Raw genomic sequence first — 17,096 nt, forward strand, 5'->3', positions numbered from 1 at the left:
GCAGCTTGCACTCTTCTCCGCGCATGCGGAGGTAATTCCTAGGTCTTACCCCTGCCGCAAGGAATAACGACCTCTTCTCCGCGCATGCGGAGGTAATTCCCCTCAGTATCGGCTTGGGCGAGCACCACCCCCCTCTTCTCCGCGCATGCGGAGGTAATTCCTCGCAGCCATACAGGCAAAGCTCGCTGCACCACTCTTCTCCGCGCATGCGGAGGTAATTCCGACTCCGATGTTCCACTGTGGAACGAGATCAACTCTTCTCCGCGCATGCGGAGGTAATTCCGACTCCGATGTTCCACTGTGGAACGAGATCAACTCTTCTCCGCGCATGCGGAGGTAATTCCAATGGCACACGCGGCAACGCATGTTTCGGAACCTCTTCTCCGCGCATGCGGAGGTAATTCCGCGCGTGGTCGCAGAATTTTAAAAATTCAAAACTCTTCTCCGCGCATGCGGAGGTAATTCCAATCTGCAAGACAAATTCCGGGACGAGTTTTTCTCTTCTCCGCGCATGCGGAGGTAATTCCTGAAGATTCTCTGCACTCAATGCAAAGTGATCCTCTTCTCCGCGCATGCGGAGGTAATTCCCGCAGGTCACGGTAGCCCCGCGCCAGCCACTCCTCTTCTCCGCGCATGCGGAGGTAATTCCTGAAACCACCGAGGATGTGTGGGTGATTAATGCTCTTCTCCGCGCATGCGGAGGTAATTCCTTGCCGCCGGAGCCGTACTAGGACTAACTGGCCTCTTCTCCGCGCATGCGGAGGTAATTCCATGGCGCGCGGAATACCACCGATAAGGCCACCCTCTTCTCCGCGCATGCGGAGGTAATTCCAATGGTTGATTTGATTGCCATGAGGTTAGTCCCTCTTCTCCGCGCATGCGGAGGTAATTCCAATGGTTGATTTGATTGCCATGAGGTTAGTCCCTCTTCTCCGCGCATGCGGAGGTAATTCCGCGCGTGTGTGGTTCACAGCTCAAAACGGCATCTCTTCTCCGCGCATGCGGAGGTAATTCCAATTTCGGTAGGGATTGAGGTCATCCAAGGGGCTCTTCTCCGCGCATGCGGAGGTAATTCCCGGGGCACGCTACCGGAAATGCTCGCGGTGATCTCTTCTCCGCGCATGCGGAGGTAATTCCCACCGTAACGATCCCCTCCCCCCCAGTAACCCTGCTCTTCTCCGCGCATGCGGAGGTAATTCCAATATCGACCATGGCCTAGCCCTCTTCGAAGCCTCTTCTCCGCGCATGCGGAGGTAATTCCGTGGCTTTACGGCCATCACCGCGGGCGCCACTCTCTTCTCCGCGCATGCGGAGGTAATTCCTGGATATTTTGGTGCCCGCTGAGGGCGCGGGGCTCTTCTCCGCGCATGCGGAGGTAATTCCTTCAGCCCCCTTGGCGTACAGGTCGGTTTTGCCTCTTCTCCGCGCATGCGGAGGTAATTCCCGATGCTGGGATCACGCTTCGCTTCGATCTTGCTCTTCTCCGCGCATGCGGAGGTAATTCCCCGGTGCACCAGTCGCATACCACGGTCAATACCTCTTCTCCGCGGATGCGGAGGTAATTCCTCGGTAAGTTTTGCTTCGATCGTTGCTTGTTTCTCTTCTCCGCGCATGCGGAGGTAATTCCCCGGTGCACCAGTCGCATACCACGGTCAATACCTCTTCTCCGCGCATGCGGAGGTAATTCCACTCACCTGGGCTACTCGAAATGTTGGACACTTAGACTTCAATGATCCTCACTTTGTCGTGAACTACGTAAAACAAGACGCGCTATTGCCACGGCCCCCGCGACTGGAATTTCACGCGCAAGGCAAAAACGTAGAAGACCCTGATTATTGGTTTATGCCCAATGATTCAACTTACGCTGATTTACGCTGGACGGAACACGCTAAGTTACTGAAAGAACTTGGATTTATTGAACAGCCGCTGGCTAAACCGATCAAGGGCGAAATTTCATACAGTGGCCGCCGTGGCTGGAAAGTGACACAAGAGCTAGCTTGGGCCTTGCAAAACCTTAGCGTCAACTAGGCTTTTCACGCATCACCCTGCGAAGATTGATCAGATCGGTTAATGATGCGGTATAGCATCGCTCTAGATAGGCCAGTTCGTCGGTGCAGTTCCATTTTGGAAACCCCGGCATTAACGGCGGCATCAATCGATTGGTAATAATCATCGCGCGCGCTAGCTAGTGCGCTTTCTGCCTGCTCATAGGCAGACTTGGCATTAGCTACGCGATCAATAGGGCTAGGCATTGGCACGACCGTAAGTAACCCCTGCCACGGCTACCAGTGGGATAAGCACCCACGCGCTAGCACCCGTGATTAGTACCGCGCTAGCGCAGATTGCGGTCATAAGATAGATGTAGCGTTCCATGGTGAAAATTCCTTTGCTAGGATAAAAGGTGCTCGGGCCTTCCCCCGGACACCCCGACTCTCAGGGGTCTTTGGTGATTTCCTTCTTTCGCTGGTCCTTGTCTAGGTTACGGTATCCCACCACCGCGGCTTATTAGGCCAGCGATTGAAGCCATTAACTTTGACAGTGCTTCAATGAAACCAATCATTATCATCACCTCCTTTCTGTGATTAATACTAGTGCAAACTACAGTAGACATGCATACCGTGGTTGACATATGTTATGTGATGTTAAGCACGCTAGATAGCGATCTTCCAAGCGGCTTGCACAGACCGCGTTACCGCATCATCATCCGTACTCACATAAATTTGAGCAGTCGCAATACTGGCATGTCCTAACGCAGCCTGCACGGCTCGCAGATCGCGCCCACCGTCGGCATATGCCACACTCGCAAAACGATGCCGCAATTTATGCACAGTCCAGCCATCCGGCAAGTAACGCGTTACCATCTTGCCTAGCCATGCTGGTGATATGTACCCATGATCATCGCCAGGAAAAAACCACGCGCCCGCGCTGCTAATTCTTCGCGCTAATCGTGCTGGGCATGGCACCGGTCGGACGTGCCCGCCTTTACCCTTAGCGTCCCTCTTCTCCACGCATGCGGAGGTAATTCCTGCGTAGTGCCAGGCCCACAAAAAATATGAAGCTCTTCTCCGCGCACTCGGAGATAATTCCGCCTGCGCTATCGCCATAGTAGTGATCGGCTAGCATGCAGCGGGCTTGTACCTCACCTAGCCCGTGGCGGAGGCTAATTACACCGCGATCTACCCACGAAAGCCTTTCGCCCCGCCACGATGGTGCACAATCGCAATACCTCTTTTGTCGGCGATACGCTCTAGCTGAATCATTCTTGACTCCCAGGCTCTGGCTCTGCAGCGCTGGAATCTGCAACGGCCTGATCGAAATCCAGCCCCCGGCGTGCCACGAGCTCATCAACCGGCTGTTTTAGCGCCCCGGAATTTTGGCCCAATTTCATGCGCCGCAGCAGCTCGTCGGCGAGTTGGTCCTCGGTGACCTCGCGCAGGGCCTGCACGGGGTCTACGGTGCGTGCCCATTTCTCATGTATATAGCCCGTATCTACCAGCGCGCCTACGGGGTGCAGGTCGTAATGCTCTGCAATTTTCACGACGTTATCCGCTGAAATTTTCTGCTTATTCAGCTGGGCTACCAGCGTGGAATTGGCTACACCGATTGATTTGCTTATCGCGAGTACGGAATCGTCTGTGATTTTTTCTAGCCATACTCTGTGTTCCATGGCCTGAATGCTACCACCAACCGCGCGGGGTTTACCAATTTTCGCAATACCGTGAGATGGGATAACGCGCCATACGAGTAATAACTTTGCGTAATTCTGCAAGTGTTCTCTTCTCCGCGTATGCGGAGGTAATTCCACTTCTTATTCGGCTGGAAGTATTCCGAACTTGGGAAATTAGGTAAAGGTCCTGGACACATCGGTAGAAGTGCTCACGAAGTTTCTGATCGCCTTGGACACCTTTATGGTTCTAAGGAAAAGGGTAAAACAGTATTCCCGGAAGAATGGATACCTCAAGATATTGTTCATGCAGTGCATAAGACTATTGAAGATCCAGAGAGCTATCAGGCAAGAGGGAGCTATCGTGAAGCCCGAAAATGGGTTGATGGGCTGCTCGTCGAAGTAGGCTGGGATATTATAGGGAAAGGCTCAAAACGTACTGCTGTATTAAAAACGGCCTATCCAATTCGGAGAAAAGGGGTTATGCAGGTTAAAGGTGGTAAACTTGTGGAACCCGACTAAAGCTTATAGTAAAGATGAATTTTTCATCCCAGTGAAAGGGAAGAAATACCCCTCATGATTCACGGCATTGATGTTGAGGAAGCACGTTATGATGACGACCTTTTCATCGCCCTGTGGGAAGAATTTCTTACTGATTATTCACAAGAGTTTAGTAATCCTGATGTGGTTGAAACAGCACCAATAGGAGGCGAATATGAATTAGCGTTTGAGCTAGCTGTCCGCGATCTAATTTACGAAGATATTATGATCAGTGTGCAGTGGCTGGAAGCCATAGAAACAGCAGTCTACATTTCAGACCATTGGCAGCAGCGATTCGCCGACTACGCCAAGCGAGTACGCGCCCACCACGCCAGGGCAAGTACCTAGCCACTAAGATTAACTACCAGCCCGGCCGATGATCATCGCGCTGGGTTTTGTTACACCTACACCGTGAGACGTTCAGCCCTGGTGGGTACTGTCAGTCAGGTTCGATTCCCAGTTCGTCTACTAACCCCGCACCCTACAACAGAAAGTAACCATCATGGAAAAAATAATCACCATCACACTCGGCGTAGCGCTTATCGTCAGTAATGCCCTACCCGGACCTATTGAACTGACTCTTATCCTATACGCAGCTTTTGCTATGGCAGTAGGCTATGGCCTGAGAAACATACCCCGGCTGTACAAAGAGCTGAAAGCTGTGTAGCACACCCCACCATCATTCTCTTCTCCAGGCACGTGGGGTAATGCAAAGTCGCTGGTAGCAGCACACGTCGAGCACGCCTCTTCTCCACGAATACGGAGCGCTAATACCTGTGCTTGCAGCTTGTCGAATGCTTCCTTGAGTGTCTCGGTATGCTCTTGGATCTCCTCGGCGTGTGCATTCGAGTTATCTGCGGTAGCGGTTGCTGTATCCATTGGCGACTCCTCCTGGGAATGCTATTGATGCGGTTTTGACAAATCCCGGCGCGATGATGATCGGGCCGGGTTGGTGGTGAATTTTTCGGGTTAAGCGCTTGCCTTAGCGTGGTGCGCGCGGACGCGCTTGGCGTATTCGGCAAAATCTGACCGCCAGTAATCTGGGATATAAACCGCCAACTCGATCGCTTTAAGCCATCTCTCACTAACGAGAATGTCTTCATCAATCAGGCTACGCACCGCGCGTTCAAAGGCCAACTCATATTCACCGCCCTCTGAGGCTAATTCAATAATGTCAGGCTGGCTGAATTGCTGTAGATAATCAGTGAGGAATTCCTCCCAAAACTGTATAAAAAGCCCGCCATCATATTGAGTCTCTTCTACATCGATTCCATATATCTTTAGGCTCATTCGCGTTCCTTGACTGGAGTGAAAAATTGATCTTTTGAGTAAGGTTTTGTCGGCTCCACCATTTTACCCCCGGAAGCTTTCTGACTCCGCGTCCACGCACTGGGAAAGCGGTTTTCAACGCAGATTTCACCAAGCAGGCAGACTCACTTCTAACGTCAGAGATCAGACACCCACAATCCAGTGACCGCCCCAGCAGATCATCACCCGGGTGACACAAAACATACATAATTAAGATTGGCGAACCTGACCATGGATTAATCTGAGTTATATGAACGCTCACCGCCCATTCCGCACAAGATCGCTTTCCGCCGCCGTGCTCACCCTCGCCCTCGGAGCTAGCACGCTTGTTCCCGGCACTCCCGAAATCACCCCGAACGCCCACGCCGCCACCCCAGTGGTTCCGGACGACCTTCCTATTTTCCCGAAAGTTTCTGAAAATCCACAGGTGACCGTGACTTTTGAAGACGGCACCCCCGTCGAAGGCGCAACCGTCCACCGCGGCGACGTGCTGCTGGTACATGGCACCGGATTCTCCCCCGAGGCTAACCAAGGCGGCTTCCCGTTCCCCGTTCCACCGGGTGTGCCCAATGGCCTCTTCGCACTGTACGGCGCATTTCCCGCACACTGGAAGCCCAGCGAGGGCGCAGCTCCATCTACCCGCACGCACCCGCACGATCGTATGGCGTGGGTCATGCCAGAAGGCACCTTGGAAAGCATTCCGGCAGGTGCTATCGACATGCGCCGCTCTATCGCACGGCAGGAACAACCGATGCATGCCGACGGCTCTTTCACCGCTCGCATCGTGGTGGATCCGCCCGAGACCACTCCGGGCGATAACTGGGGAGTCTATGTTTACCCTGGCGCAGGTTCCATCAACGCGTCCGAAGAGTTTTATATTCCCGTGAATTATTCACCCGAACCTGGCCCAAACACCCCTCCTGCACCCCAACCAGATCTTCTTGTCGACGCCGACCTTGCCTTCCGTTTCGCAGAGATCACCAACGGTGGGGTCAACGCCAAAAACGGAGCGACGAAGGTGGACGAGCGTCGGGTGTCTTTCACCCGTGATGCGGCCGCAGAAAACGGCGACGGCGTGCGCAAATACAAAGGCACCGTGATTACCACTGCCCGCTTTACTCTGGCAGAAGTTGCGGTCGCTGATCCGTGGCTCACCCCGCAACCCGACGGCAGCTATCTGGTTTCCGGGCTGATCTCACGTTCCTACAACGTGGGTGCCGACGAGATGGTGCGTATGCCGCTGGGCCTGATCACGGCCGCCCAGGCCGCCGATCAGGTACGCGGCTAGCGTTGGGCTAGTTGTCAGACAAGAATTTCTTCAGCTGCTCGACACCATCGATAGCCAGTGGTGATGGTGGTTCAGCAAAAGCCAACAACATTGATAGCATTTTGTCTTCTTTCACCGCGGTGACGGTGTCCGCACCCGCCAAGCTAGTGACGGCTTCTTTCACGCCGTCCTGGCCGGAGTGCAAGAGCAAGATGACATCCGGATTCTTAGCTACCAACTGTTCTGCACTGATTTCGAAAACGCGATCATCGACATCGCCAAAGACGTTTTTCAGTCCCATTGCTTCGACGATTGGGTTAGACATGGAGTCTTTCCCGTAAGCATAGGTACTTGCACCCTCGATGCCTGGGTATAGCACAGCCACCGTCTTGCCCTTGCCAACGTCGGAGCCGATCTTCTCCAGATCCGCAGCCACTTCATCTTTGATCTTCTGAGCTTCTTCTTCCTTCGCAAACAAGGTGCCGTACAAGTCGATGTGGTCATAAACATCATCGAAGGAAGCGTTTTTCACCTCGCCACAAAAGCCTGGCTCTTGCACGAGAGCTGTCTCGATGGTGGTTTCCGGGTTCACCGTCTCACTCTGGCCAATGATCAAATCAGGTTCTTCCGCCATGATGGCTTCTTTCGACAGCTCCAAGTGGCCGGTCGCATCTTGGCGGCTGGTCAGCGAAGGGATCTTTTCCAACGCCGCATTAGTCTCGTCGTCAAAGTACTCTTCCGGATAGTCACCGGCTTTAGCGACCACGCGGTCCAGCACGCCCAGGCGCTGAAGGGTTGGAACCGAGGTTGGCCCTTGCAAAACCACCCGCTCTGGAGGAGCCTCGAGGGTTACGGTACGGCCGCAGTTTTGCAGCGAGATCGCGGTGTCTTCGGTTTCAGCAGCGCTGCAGCCTGCCAGGATCAGTGGTGCGATCAGTAGTGGAGCGAATTTCTTTTGTGCTAGCTTCTTCATTTTTCTAACCGTTCGAAGTGTAGGTGATGCTCTGTGCGCACCACGCCAACGTGGTAAATGGGCTCGAGAATCTCCGGCACGAGAACGTCGCCAGGCGGCCCCGATTCCACCAGCCGGCCGTCATCCAGCAAGTGGATCCAATCGCAGTACTCCAACGCCATGTTCAGGTCGTGTAACACAACCGTGGCATTGGCGCGGTAGTGCTTGATCTGGTTGAACACCTCCATCTGATAATGGATATCCAGGTGGTTCGTCGGCTCGTCGAGCAAAATATGCGACGCATCCTGGATAAACGCGCGGGCAATCATGACGCGTTGCCGCTCACCGCCAGAAAGATGCGTCAACGGGGCTTTCGCTTTATGCAACATTCCGACGTTTTTTAAAGCAGCGATGATGCCGTCAGCAGAATTATCCTTGTGCGGCAATCGCCCGAGGCGGACTACCTCTGCGACAGTCATTTGTGGTGGTTCCCCACTGTCTTGCGCCACCACGGAAAGCTCGTGGGCGATAGTGCGCGCCCGCATCGTAGAAAGCGGTTTCCCATTCAGCAGCACCCGCCCCGCAGTTGGTTGCAACGCGCCGAATAGTGTGCGCAGCAACGTGGTTTTGCCAGAGCCATTCGGCCCCACTAAACCGACGACACCATGGTCGGGAATTTCGAAGGAGATATCTTTGATGATTTCCTGGTAAGAAATATTTTCCGCGGTAATCATTTCAGTACCCCCATCCGACGGACCAGCAAGATCAAAAATGGTGCCCCCACCAAGGAGGTCACGATGCCGATGGGGATTTCCTGCGGTGCCAGTAGCGTGCGCGCGCCAATATCCGCTGCGATCAGGAGACTAGCTCCCAGCAACGCGGCGACCGGCAGCATGTGGCGGTGCGAACCACCCACTAAGCGGCGTGCTGCGTGTGGAACCACCAAACCGACGAAGCCAATCGAGCCAGCCATAGCGACGACGGATCCGACCAGAATACAAGTCAGCACCACCAGGAGCACGCGCATGCGATCCGGATTCACGCCCAACGTCAGCGCCGCGTCGTCGCCGACGGTCAAAGCATCAATTCGGCGCCCCATGGACCAGAAGACAATCGTCACAGCCACCACGACGAGCACACTCACCAGCAACAGCAGCCCCCAACGGCCCAGGCCCAACGACCCGAGCAGCCAGAACATCACAGAGCGTGAGCCTTCGGCGGAATCGGAGGCGAAAATCAAAAATGAGGTCACGGCAGACAGCGCATAGCCCACGGCAATACCTGCCATGAGAAGGCGCACGGAAGTCAAACGCCCCGCGGAACGAGCAATGAAGAACATCACTGCCGATGCTGCGAGCGCACCGATAAAAGCGGCACCCTGCAAAGCATATTCGCCGAAGCCTGCACCCACACCGAACAGAATTGCCAGCGCAGCGCCAGTACTAGCACCAGAATTGATGCCCAGAATATACGGATCCGCCAGCGCGTTGCGCACCACCGCCTGCAAAATCGCGCCAGCGACGGCAAGACCTGCCCCTACTGCGGCCCCCAGAATCAAGCGAGGAATACGAATATCCCAAATGACAGCGTTAGTCGACGATGCGGAAGTGGGAGCTTCCACGCCGAAGATATTGTGCGCTAATGCGATGCGGACATCCGACAAGTTAATCGGAGTCGGCCCAATAATGATGCCACAGGCGAAAACAGTAATGAGCAGGAGCACGAGCAGGATTGTCCATATCGTGGTACGCCGTGCTTGTGCAGAGAAACCGAGAATGTCTGACGTAGAACTGTCAGGTTCAGCGTCCTCTGGCTGTGCTTCGTTGTGCGAAGCAAGCCGGGTTTCAGATTCGGTTCGACCGGTGTTCACTGCTTTATTTTATCAACCAATCAATTGAATAAGAAATTCCACGCAGTTAACACTAAGCTTAGTAATGAATTCCGCAGATAGTTCTCAGGAGCAGGCATGTCCGATCTCGAAAACAACTTGGAACGCGCCGAAAATTGGTGCACGACTTTCCGCATTCTCGGTGATGTCACGCGCCTGAAACTACTGACGGCCCTGCACTTCGCAGGACCGTATGTTCTCACCGTTAGTGAACTCGCAGAAACCACGGGTTTGCGCGTCGCCACCTGTTCGGCCGCGTTACGCACAATGGAACTCAATGGCACGGTCACGTATAAACGTGAAGGCCGGTCAATGTTTTATGCGCTCAAAGATGAAAACGCGCATAAACTTCTCCACTGCATGGGCAGCGAACACGAGGAATAGAGGAATAACCGTGCCCTAACGCTGCCCTAGCAACGGCCTAGTACTGCCGCAGATTGATTGGGCCTTGCCCGCGGGTCGCTCGAACCATCCCGGCTACCGCCAGCACCAGTGCCAAAAGCTCTTCCGTCCGCTTACCAATTGCGCGCAGAACAAAACCTGGACGTTCCGTGGCGGTGATGGCTGCTTCCATGGACTCATCGGCGTCGGCATGCTCACCCACCACCGTGCGGACTGCAGCCAAAAGTCCCTCGTCCACGGCCGGGTCGAAACAGATGGCCGTCGCCACGTGAGTGCGCCCGCCCATCGCGAAATCGAGATTCTGATCAAACTCGGTTTCTTGCGGGCATAGCCGCAGGTTATCGACAAGAGCGGTCTCGCCGTCAATCTCCACAACGTTGCGCAGGTGTGCCTGGGTGTACCGGAATTGTTCCCCATCTGGCGACCATCCTGGGGTGACGATGTCCGACATGAACAAACTGCCTGTGGGGTGCACTTTCACCGTGATGTGCTGGCGGAAATCTGCATCCCGGTACAAAATGAGCTGATCCGGAATGTATTCCAGTACCGCACCTTCGGCCACGGAGAAGTTCATATTCTGCACGACGTACTCATCGGGCGTGCGGTACACCTTGGCCGCGGACTGATCTGTGATCAGCATCGACGCATTCTTGTCGACGTCCAGGTCAATCCGGTAGGCGTCGCCGCCGACGTATCCGCCGCCCGGGTTCACGATGATGTAGTAAACCTGCCCGGAATCATCCAGATAATGCGGGCGGATCACTTTCAAGGCCCGCGTGTGATACTGCCTTGTTGCTACTGATTTGCCGTCACTGAGGGCGATACCGAGTTCCAGCTCGCCCATTTCTTTGCGCGGTGGATCATGCAAAAAACGGTCTTGCGGGAGCTGCCACATACTAATCAGCCAGATCCTGCATCAACACGTCATGGCGGATCCATTCGACGAGCTCGTCTAGTCCTTCGTCGGACTTCAGGTTCGTTAGCACGAATGGTTTATCGCCACGGAAAACCTTGGAATCATCCGTCATCACCTGCAAGTCCGCACCCACGTGTGGTGCCAAGTCAGTTTTGTTGATCACGAACATATCGGACTTAATCATGCCCTGGCCTGCCTTACGCGGAATCTTTTCGCCCTGGGCCACGTCGATGATGTAGATGGAGAAGTCCACGAGTTCTGGCGAGAACGTCGCAGACAGGTTATCTCCGCCGGATTCCACGAAAACCAGCTCCAGATCCGAGTGACGGCTCATCAATTCCTCGATGGCATCTTCATTCATGGAGGTATCTTCCCGGATGGCGGTGTGCGGGCAACCGCCGGTCTCGACACCGATGATGCGGTCTACCGGGAGCAGACCATCCCGGGCGAGGATCTTTGCATCTTCTGTGGTGTAGATGTCGTTGGTGATGGCAGCCATCGAGACTTCGCCATCCAGGGCACGGGTGATGCGCTCGATGAGCGCAGTTTTACCCGAGCCAACTGGGCCACCAACGCCGATTTTAATAATGCTCATGGAACAAGTTCCTTTCGTTTCGTGTATGTGCAGTGCACCGTCGGCCCTACACCAGATTTCGGCACCAGGTTAATAAGAGATCTACGACATGAACATCCGAGAGATCAGGCTCTCGTGAGCCATCTGTGCGACCTCTAAGCGTGGTGCCACGACACCAAGATCACTGACGTCATGGGCCATCGTCATCTGTGCAGCCTGGGTGATCGCCGGATAAGCCTGCACGAGTACCCTTTGTCCGGCATCTTGGCCCAACGGAATAGCGCGAATCGCGTTTTGCGTCATCGAGTTCGCCATCTGCATGAGATACGCGGTAACGGCTTCGCGTGCACCCACGCCCACAGATCCCAGAACCAAGCCGGCCGCGACGCCCGGGTTGCCCCGCAGGCTACGGCCCGTCAGGCTCTTTTTATAGTGCGCTACCAGTGGGTCTTCTGGGGCGATGATGGCTGCGACGCGGGACATGCGCTTACCCATCGAATTCATTGAGGTTCGCACTTGTTTAGGAGTCTGACACGCATGCACCAGACGGTCTAAAGCGTGCAGATGTTCCTGTTTCTCTTCGACGCTGAGTGCGGCCTGCTGCAGTTCCACCGCGAAGCGGACTGCAAGCGCTTCAGAAAAGCTCGCCTGCCGCAGGTAGCCGTGCAGCCAGCGTCCGTAGGTATCCGGGGAATCGATTTCACCGGATTGCACCGAGACTTCCATCCCCGCAGAGTGGGCAAAGCCACCGGTAGGCAACGCGGAGTCCGTCAGGTGCCACAACACTAGCTGTGCATAACCGCTGGTGCTCGTCTCGGCAGAGTCCACGGCGTTAGTGGGTGTGTTCGGCATGGCGGAAGGCCTCCGGCATTACGTGTTCGGTGCGCTCGTAGGACACGCCCACATGATCCAGGTGGTGCTCAACAGTGTGGTCGTAGCGCACCACCATCACCTCGGCGCCAAACTGACTATCAGCACCAAAGAATTGTGCCTGCAGGTGACGATTCCCGAGGGTGTGGGCAACACGCAGTGCTTCTTGCACAGATTCTGGCGTGATAACCAAAACATCAGTCGGCTTGATCTTGGCGACGAACAGCTTCTCGCCGTCGTCGTAAAGAACGTCTCCGTCTTTCAGCTCCGTGAAGTCACCGGAAAAACGCAGGGCAACTTCTGCACCGGAATTAGCGCGGACGCGCTGCACGCGTTTCAAGCGGGTTTCGTTGTCGAATTCCACCCAGTCGATGGTGCGCTCGGAGCTGCCACCAGGTAGATTCGCCAAATTTCCGGAAATTTCAGTGATAATCATATCGACCTTTCTTGCAGTATCGGGGCTGAAAACTCGGGCTTCCTGTAGCTAGAACAAGAAGTAGCGTTGCGTCATTGGCAGTTCCGTCGCTGGCTCAGCGGTGATGATTTCACCATCAACAGACAGCTCGTAGGTCTCTGGATCCACCTTAATCTCAGGAGTGGCGTCGTTCAGGCGCATGTCCTTCTTCGAGATATTGCGCATATTCTTGGCCTCGACGAAGCGGCGCGCGATGCGCAGCGTTTCTGGCACCCCGGCATCCATAGCAGCCGTCGGCAAGAACGTCACCGAGTTACGACGAGAGGCGTGGCCCAGTGCACCGAAGGAATAGCGCATGGTGCGTGGCTGTGGGGTTGGGATCGACGCATTGGCATCGCCCATGATGGAGCGCACGACGTAGCCAGATTTCAGGACCATGTTTGGCTTTACACCGAAGTATTTCGGATCCCAGATAACGAGGTCGGCCAGCTTGCCTTCTTCGACCGAACCAACAGAGTGCGAAATGCCGGATGCGATCGCTGGGTTGATGGTGTATTTCGCGATATAACGCTTGATGCGCTCGTTGTCGTTGCCTTCTGAGTCACCAGCCAGAGGACCGAATTGTTCCTTCATGCGGTGTGCAACCTGCCAGGTGCGCAGAACCACTTCACCCACACGCCCCATTGCCTGCGAGTCAGAGGACGTGATCGACAAGATGCCGCGATCGTGCAAGACATCTTCTGCGGCAATCGTTTCTTTCCGGATGCGCGAGTCAGCGAACGCGACGTCTTCGGGCAAGTCTGGGTTCAGGTGGTGGCACACCATGATCATGTCCAGGTGCTCGTCCATCGTGTTGACGGTATACGGCAGCGTCGGGTTCGTGGACGCAGGCAAAACGTTGTTCAGGCCGGCAACCTTCAGGATGTCCGGGGCGTGACCACCGCCAGCTCCCTCGGTGTGGAACGTGTGAATGACGCGGTCTTTGAACGCAGCGATGGTGTTGTCGGCAAAGCCGCCTTCATTCAGGGTGTCAGTGTGGATAGCTACCTGGATATCCATTTCGTCGGCAACAGTAAGCGCCTGGTCGATGGTGTTGGCAGTGGCGCCCCAGTCCTCGTGGATCTTCAGGCCAATCGCGCCTGCCTTGATCTGCTCACGCAGCGGGTTGGCATCTGAAGCGTGCCCCTTGCCCAAGAAACCGACGTTGACGGCAAAGTTTTCCGTCGCACGGATCATGTGGGTGATGTTGTCGGCACCAGCGGTAACCGTGGTGGCATTCGTGGAATCGACAGGGCCGGTTCCGCCACCGATCAGCGTAGTGGTGCCGTTGTCGAGCGCTGCTTCCACCTGCTCCGGGGAGATGAAGTGCACGTGGGTATCAATCGCACCAGCGGTGATGATCTTGCCTTCGCCGCCAATAACTTCGGTGCCCACGCCGATCATGACGTCGACATCGTCCATGATGTCTGGGTTACCGGCATTGCCGATCTTCAAAATCTTGCCGTCTTTGATTGCAATATCTGCGGTAAAAATGCCGGTGTGGTCGATGACCGTTCCGTTGGTGATCACCAAGTCTGGCACCATATCGTTACCACGCATGCGCGAGTTCTGGCCCATACCATCGCGGATTACCTTGCCGCCGCCGAAGGATACTTCCTCGCCGTATTTGGTGAAATCTTTTTCCACGCGGGCGACAAGGTCAGTATCTGCGAGACGAATGCCGTCGCCTGTCGTTGGGCCGTGAAGCTCAATATATTGGCGTCGATCCATCTGAAAAGACATGGTGTATTACTCCTCTAGCTGGGTGTTTTAAGTATTCCGACGTAGGTTTTTAGCTAGTCGACTTTGCCGTTGACTTTGCCGTTGAAGCCGTGGATTTCACGGTCGCCGGCGAAGTCGATGAGGTTGACGGTGCGGGAATCACCTGGTTCTAGACGAATTGCAGTTCCGGCTGGGATGTCGAGGCGTTTGCCCAGGGCAGCTTCGCGGTCAAAATCGAGTTCCGCATTGGCTTCGGCGAAGTGGAAGTGCGAGCCAACCTGAACGGGACGGTCACCAGTGTTGGTGACTTCGAGCGTGATGGCCTCACGGCCTTCGTTTAACATGATCGGGCCGTCTTCTGAGATAAAGAATTCACCAGGAATCAAGGTATTCTCCTTCATAATGAGGGGATGCAAGCAGGGCGGGATTGATGTTTTAGCGGATTGGGCGGTGCACCGTGACAAGTTTGGTGCCGTCGCGGAAGGTGGCTTCGACTTGCACATCAGAGATCATTTCCGGAACGCCTTCCATGACATCTTCGCGGCTGAGATAGGTCACGCCTTCGCTCATCAAATCGGCTACGGATTTTCCGTCGCGCGCTCCTTCGAGAAGTTCAGCAGTGATGTAGGCGACTGCTTCCGGTTGGTTGAGCTTAAGGCCGCGTTCTTTACGCCGACGGGCTAGATCACCTGCGACGACGATCATCAGCTTGTCTTGTTCACGCTCTGTCAAGTGCATTGATTTCCTCCAAAAACTAGTTATGTAGTTAAGACATAAGGACCGGACATGGTCGAGGGCGCCGAGGGTGAAAGCCTCCTTCGACGCCACGGGGTGTGGTTAAGCTGGTCGCCACGGGCCTTCGCCCGGATCTTTCACCGGTTCAGGCTCTTCCTTCAGGCCTTTTCCGCCTATGCCGATGTCGACAAGCTCATTTGGATAATCTTTACCTGCCTTACCTTTCGGTGGTTTCTTCTTCTTGCCTATGAATTTATCGAATAGACCATTCTGATACATCACCGTTCCGAGGATCATCAAGATACCGACGAACTGCAAAGCTGATGGAACTTCGCCGAATAACGAAGGTCCATGCCACAGCTTGACCGAGGGTGGCCAGCATCAACAGCATCAACCAGTTGGTAGCAGTCAGTGGATCACCCAACGCGGTTTCCGGGTTTTCAAGCGGCAGCTGACCGTCGGCAAGCACGCCATGGGTGAAGTCGAATCCACCGCGGGAAGAACGAGTATGCGCCCAGACAAACGGTGCCACCATTTGTGCGGCTGCGGTGTACATCATTGGCTGAACGTACAGGTCCTTACGAGGAGCTGTAGTACCAGCTTTACGCGAGAAGTACAGGTAGAACGAGAAGCAGATACCCGAGGTCAAGCCCAGCAGGGTGCCCAACAGTGGGGTGCTAATTCCATAGATTGTGGATGGGCCCGTGGATTCTGATGGCTCGAAGACGCCACCGGTCAATGCGACACCGGCGATCATGATCGGCACCAGAATGAGGAACACTGGTGGGATCTTGTATTTATCGAAGATGGCGGTCAGCATTGGCACGATGATGACCTGGAGATTCAGCAGAATCGCTGCGATGCCAGCACCAACGTAGAAGATTGAGTAGTTCCAGGCTGTGAAGTCCACACCGAGGAACAGGCCCGCCACGATGGACATGATGATGCCCTTACGGGGTAGTGAACCTTTATTTTGACTTACGCCAAGTATGGAAAGAGAAGGAAACTCCAGAATTAAAAAAGCCGGAGCAAGTACGTGCACGCAATTCTTCAGCATGCGACGTTGACTTGCTCCGGTGCGGAGGCTTAGCTCAGTACGTCAACCCTCTTTTATTAATAATAGAGGCTTCACCGGGCTATGCGATCTGGATTGGGCAATTTCAGCCGAACAAGTTCGACGAACCCGAGCTTCCCAGCATCATGCCACCGTTGCCTCCACCTGGACGCTGTGGTGGTTTCGGAGTCGCGCCAGGGTTTTGGGGTGGTTGCGGCACAACTCCCGGCTTGTCATTACCCGGCTTTTGACCTGGCTTATTTTCCCCATCTGGCTTCTGACCAGGCGTATTTCCCGGCGCAGGCACCTGGGTCTCTGGAGCGTTGGTGTCCCCTACAAAAACATGCTTGAAAGTTTCCGGTTGCCCAGGGACTCCGACGGTGATTGGCTCACCATCTTGCAACTTATACTTGGTTGGAATTGGGTATTCGAAAGCGACAAGATCATCGCCCAGCGCTTCCTCACGTGCGACGGTGACCGTCTCCTGGTGGTTACGTCGATCAAAACGAATGGCCACGTTGCGGCTCGATTCCCCTTTACGTAAAAGGAGCTTGCCAGAAATTGTCTTATCACCGATGTTGATAGGCTTTACCACAACTTCAGACTGCGCCTTCGTCATAGTCGGGTTGTCAGTGGTTGCGGTAGCTGTCGAATCCTGGGCTTGTGCGACAGGTGCGATGTTTGGAATGACGATCGCGGCGGCCAAGACTCCGGCTGCCACCATGCGTGCTGTGATCATGAGGTTTTCCT

22 protein-coding genes, 1 pseudogene and 1 CRISPR repeat array (1 of these 24 cut by a window edge) are annotated in these 17,096 nt (G+C 54.8%); of the genes and pseudogenes, 5 read left to right on the forward strand and 18 right to left on the reverse strand.

Annotated elements, in window-relative coordinates; translation table 11 throughout:
* Positions 1-1,688: a CRISPR direct-repeat array (repeat unit 29 nt; unit sequence CTCTTCTCCGCGCATGCGGAGGTAATTCC) (it extends 1,027 nt beyond the left edge of the window).
* Between the two features lie 58 nt (positions 1,689-1,746).
* Positions 1,747-2,028: a hypothetical protein gene (locus ACP8MI_RS07090; protein ID WP_065420330.1), complete on the forward strand. Its 282-nt coding sequence runs from the start codon at positions 1,747-1,749 to the stop codon at positions 2,026-2,028.
* Positions 2,029-2,033: 5 nt separating this feature from the next.
* Here the strand turns inward: ACP8MI_RS07090 and ACP8MI_RS07095 are convergent, their stop codons facing one another.
* The 4 genes from ACP8MI_RS07095 to ACP8MI_RS07110 form a co-directional block, all read right to left on the reverse strand.
* Positions 2,034-2,252: a hypothetical protein gene (locus tag ACP8MI_RS07095; RefSeq protein ID WP_049149426.1), complete on the reverse strand. Its 219-nt coding sequence runs from the start codon at positions 2,250-2,252 to the stop codon at positions 2,034-2,036.
* Complete coding sequence (locus tag ACP8MI_RS07100) at positions 2,245-2,373, reverse strand: hypothetical protein (protein ID WP_018120537.1); 129 nt, start codon at positions 2,371-2,373, stop codon at positions 2,245-2,247. The genes ACP8MI_RS07095 and ACP8MI_RS07100 overlap by 8 nt, the downstream gene beginning before the upstream one ends.
* A 278-nt stretch (positions 2,374-2,651) precedes the next feature.
* Positions 2,652-2,861: a tyrosine-type recombinase/integrase gene (locus ACP8MI_RS07105; RefSeq protein ID WP_049149424.1), complete on the reverse strand. Its 210-nt coding sequence runs from the start codon at positions 2,859-2,861 to the stop codon at positions 2,652-2,654.
* A gap of 395 nt (positions 2,862-3,256) precedes the next feature.
* On the reverse strand, positions 3,257-3,667 hold the full coding sequence (locus ACP8MI_RS07110; RefSeq protein ID WP_126843659.1) for a hypothetical protein: 411 nt from the start codon (positions 3,665-3,667) through the stop codon (positions 3,257-3,259).
* A 309-nt stretch (positions 3,668-3,976) separates the two neighbouring features.
* Between ACP8MI_RS07110 and ACP8MI_RS07115 the strand changes: the two genes are divergently transcribed.
* Both ACP8MI_RS07115 and ACP8MI_RS07120 read left to right on the forward strand, forming a co-directional pair.
* Positions 3,977-4,186, forward strand: coding sequence for a hypothetical protein (locus ACP8MI_RS07115; RefSeq protein ID WP_238635786.1), 210 nt, complete (start codon positions 3,977-3,979; stop codon positions 4,184-4,186).
* 54 nt (positions 4,187-4,240) lie between these two features.
* Complete coding sequence (locus ACP8MI_RS07120) at positions 4,241-4,552, forward strand: hypothetical protein (protein ID WP_238635785.1); 312 nt, start codon at positions 4,241-4,243, stop codon at positions 4,550-4,552.
* Between the two features lie 267 nt (positions 4,553-4,819).
* Here the strand turns inward: ACP8MI_RS07120 and ACP8MI_RS07125 are convergent, their stop codons facing one another.
* Positions 4,820-5,083, reverse strand: coding sequence for a hypothetical protein (locus tag ACP8MI_RS07125; RefSeq protein ID WP_126843656.1), 264 nt, complete (start codon positions 5,081-5,083; stop codon positions 4,820-4,822).
* Positions 5,084-5,173: 90 nt separating this feature from the next.
* Positions 5,174-5,494 carry a hypothetical protein gene (locus ACP8MI_RS07130; protein ID WP_049168625.1) on the reverse strand — a complete coding sequence of 107 codons (321 nt, stop codon included), beginning with the start codon at positions 5,492-5,494 and terminating at the stop codon, positions 5,174-5,176.
* Between the two features lie 268 nt (positions 5,495-5,762).
* Here ACP8MI_RS07130 and ACP8MI_RS07135 point away from each other — a divergent pair, with 268 nt between their 5' ends.
* Positions 5,763-6,800 carry an HtaA protein gene (locus tag ACP8MI_RS07135; RefSeq protein WP_238635784.1) on the forward strand — a complete coding sequence of 346 codons (1,038 nt, stop codon included), beginning with the start codon at positions 5,763-5,765 and terminating at the stop codon, positions 6,798-6,800.
* 7 nt (positions 6,801-6,807) lie between these two features.
* On the opposite strand, the gene ACP8MI_RS07140 is transcribed toward ACP8MI_RS07135, so the two are convergent.
* From ACP8MI_RS07140 to ACP8MI_RS07150, 3 genes are read right to left on the reverse strand one after another with little or no spacing between them, the layout of a single operon-like run.
* Entirely contained in the window at positions 6,808-7,752 is a 945-nt protein-coding gene (locus ACP8MI_RS07140; protein ID WP_049149410.1) for an ABC transporter substrate-binding protein, read from the reverse strand.
* Complete coding sequence (locus tag ACP8MI_RS07145; protein ID WP_425654249.1) at positions 7,749-8,465, reverse strand: ABC transporter ATP-binding protein; 717 nt, start codon at positions 8,463-8,465, stop codon at positions 7,749-7,751. Before ACP8MI_RS07145 ends, ACP8MI_RS07140 begins: the two co-directional genes overlap by 4 nt.
* Positions 8,462-9,601 (reverse strand): FecCD family ABC transporter permease, encoded by a 1,140-nt coding sequence (locus ACP8MI_RS07150; RefSeq protein WP_082150553.1) that lies wholly within the window; start codon positions 9,599-9,601, stop codon positions 8,462-8,464. Before ACP8MI_RS07150 ends, ACP8MI_RS07145 begins: the two co-directional genes overlap by 4 nt.
* Positions 9,602-9,697: 96 nt before the next feature.
* Between ACP8MI_RS07150 and ACP8MI_RS07155 the strand changes: the two genes are divergently transcribed.
* Positions 9,698-10,003 carry an ArsR/SmtB family transcription factor gene (locus ACP8MI_RS07155; protein WP_144737237.1) on the forward strand — a complete coding sequence of 102 codons (306 nt, stop codon included), beginning with the start codon at positions 9,698-9,700 and terminating at the stop codon, positions 10,001-10,003.
* Positions 10,004-10,040: 37 nt separating this feature from the next.
* Here ACP8MI_RS07155 and ACP8MI_RS07160 read toward each other — a convergent pair whose 3' ends face one another.
* From ACP8MI_RS07160 to ACP8MI_RS07200, 9 genes and pseudogenes are all read right to left on the reverse strand, one after another.
* Positions 10,041-10,916 (reverse strand): urease accessory protein UreD, encoded by an 876-nt coding sequence (locus ACP8MI_RS07160; protein WP_049149402.1) that lies wholly within the window; start codon positions 10,914-10,916, stop codon positions 10,041-10,043.
* Position 10,917: 1 nt separating this feature from the next.
* On the reverse strand, positions 10,918-11,532 hold the full coding sequence (ureG, locus tag ACP8MI_RS07165; protein WP_049149399.1) for an urease accessory protein UreG: 615 nt from the start codon (positions 11,530-11,532) through the stop codon (positions 10,918-10,920).
* An 81-nt stretch (positions 11,533-11,613) separates the two neighbouring features.
* Positions 11,614-12,363: an urease accessory protein UreF gene (locus tag ACP8MI_RS07170; protein ID WP_049149397.1), complete on the reverse strand. Its 750-nt coding sequence runs from the start codon at positions 12,361-12,363 to the stop codon at positions 11,614-11,616.
* Positions 12,344-12,817, reverse strand: a complete 474-nt coding sequence (gene ureE / locus ACP8MI_RS07175) for an urease accessory protein UreE (protein WP_049149395.1) — start codon at positions 12,815-12,817, stop codon at positions 12,344-12,346. Before ureE ends, ACP8MI_RS07170 begins: the two co-directional genes overlap by 20 nt.
* A gap of 48 nt (positions 12,818-12,865) precedes the next feature.
* Positions 12,866-14,578, reverse strand: coding sequence for an urease subunit alpha (ureC, locus tag ACP8MI_RS07180; RefSeq protein WP_049149392.1), 1,713 nt, complete (start codon positions 14,576-14,578; stop codon positions 12,866-12,868).
* 53 nt (positions 14,579-14,631) lie between these two features.
* Entirely contained in the window at positions 14,632-14,943 is a 312-nt protein-coding gene (locus tag ACP8MI_RS07185; protein WP_049149447.1) for an urease subunit beta, read from the reverse strand.
* 49 nt (positions 14,944-14,992) lie between these two features.
* Positions 14,993-15,295, reverse strand: coding sequence for an urease subunit gamma (locus ACP8MI_RS07190; RefSeq protein ID WP_049149390.1), 303 nt, complete (start codon positions 15,293-15,295; stop codon positions 14,993-14,995).
* A gap of 99 nt (positions 15,296-15,394) precedes the next feature.
* Positions 15,395-16,268, reverse strand: a pseudogene (locus ACP8MI_RS07195) (EamA/RhaT family transporter); the annotation flags it as partial.
* Positions 16,269-16,452: 184 nt separating this feature from the next.
* Positions 16,453-17,085, reverse strand: coding sequence for a hypothetical protein (locus tag ACP8MI_RS07200; RefSeq protein ID WP_249605925.1), 633 nt, complete (start codon positions 17,083-17,085; stop codon positions 16,453-16,455).
* Positions 17,086-17,096: the final 11 nt, after the last annotated feature.

The sequence above is a fragment of the Corynebacterium sp. LaCa_70 genome (assembly GCF_058182015.1).

What these genes read in the sequence shown, in the direction of transcription:
- ACP8MI_RS07200 (WP_249605925.1), bottom strand. Translation starts at nt 17,085, where the DNA reads ATGATCACAGCACGCATGGTGGCAGCCGGAGTCTTGGCCGCCGCGATC.
- ACP8MI_RS07095 (WP_049149426.1), bottom strand. Translation starts at nt 2,252, where the DNA reads ATGCCTAGCCCTATTGATCGCGTAGCTAATGCCAAGTCTGCCTATGAG.
- ACP8MI_RS07155 (WP_144737237.1), top strand. Translation starts at nt 9,698, where the DNA reads ATGTCCGATCTCGAAAACAACTTGGAACGCGCCGAAAATTGGTGCACG.
- ACP8MI_RS07160 (WP_049149402.1), bottom strand. Translation starts at nt 10,916, where the DNA reads ATGTGGCAGCTCCCGCAAGACCGTTTTTTGCATGATCCACCGCGCAAA.
- ACP8MI_RS07140 (WP_049149410.1), bottom strand. Translation starts at nt 7,752, where the DNA reads ATGAAGAAGCTAGCACAAAAGAAATTCGCTCCACTACTGATCGCACCA.
- ACP8MI_RS07170 (WP_049149397.1), bottom strand. Translation starts at nt 12,363, where the DNA reads ATGCCGAACACACCCACTAACGCCGTGGACTCTGCCGAGACGAGCACC.
- ACP8MI_RS07190 (WP_049149390.1), bottom strand. Translation starts at nt 15,295, where the DNA reads ATGCACTTGACAGAGCGTGAACAAGACAAGCTGATGATCGTCGTCGCA.
- ACP8MI_RS07105 (WP_049149424.1), bottom strand. Translation starts at nt 2,861, where the DNA reads ATGGTAACGCGTTACTTGCCGGATGGCTGGACTGTGCATAAATTGCGG.
- ACP8MI_RS07135 (WP_238635784.1), top strand. Translation starts at nt 5,763, where the DNA reads ATGAACGCTCACCGCCCATTCCGCACAAGATCGCTTTCCGCCGCCGTG.
- ureG (WP_049149399.1), bottom strand. Translation starts at nt 11,532, where the DNA reads ATGAGCATTATTAAAATCGGCGTTGGTGGCCCAGTTGGCTCGGGTAAA.
- ureE (WP_049149395.1), bottom strand. Translation starts at nt 12,817, where the DNA reads ATGATTATCACTGAAATTTCCGGAAATTTGGCGAATCTACCTGGTGGC.
- ACP8MI_RS07145 (WP_425654249.1), bottom strand. Translation starts at nt 8,465, where the DNA reads ATGATTACCGCGGAAAATATTTCTTACCAGGAAATCATCAAAGATATC.
- ACP8MI_RS07120 (WP_238635785.1), top strand. Translation starts at nt 4,241, where the DNA reads ATGATTCACGGCATTGATGTTGAGGAAGCACGTTATGATGACGACCTT.
- ACP8MI_RS07125 (WP_126843656.1), bottom strand. Translation starts at nt 5,083, where the DNA reads ATGGATACAGCAACCGCTACCGCAGATAACTCGAATGCACACGCCGAG.
- ACP8MI_RS07130 (WP_049168625.1), bottom strand. Translation starts at nt 5,494, where the DNA reads ATGAGCCTAAAGATATATGGAATCGATGTAGAAGAGACTCAATATGAT.
- ACP8MI_RS07110 (WP_126843659.1), bottom strand. Translation starts at nt 3,667, where the DNA reads ATGGAACACAGAGTATGGCTAGAAAAAATCACAGACGATTCCGTACTC.
- ureC (WP_049149392.1), bottom strand. Translation starts at nt 14,578, where the DNA reads ATGTCTTTTCAGATGGATCGACGCCAATATATTGAGCTTCACGGCCCA.
- ACP8MI_RS07100 (WP_018120537.1), bottom strand. Translation starts at nt 2,373, where the DNA reads ATGGAACGCTACATCTATCTTATGACCGCAATCTGCGCTAGCGCGGTA.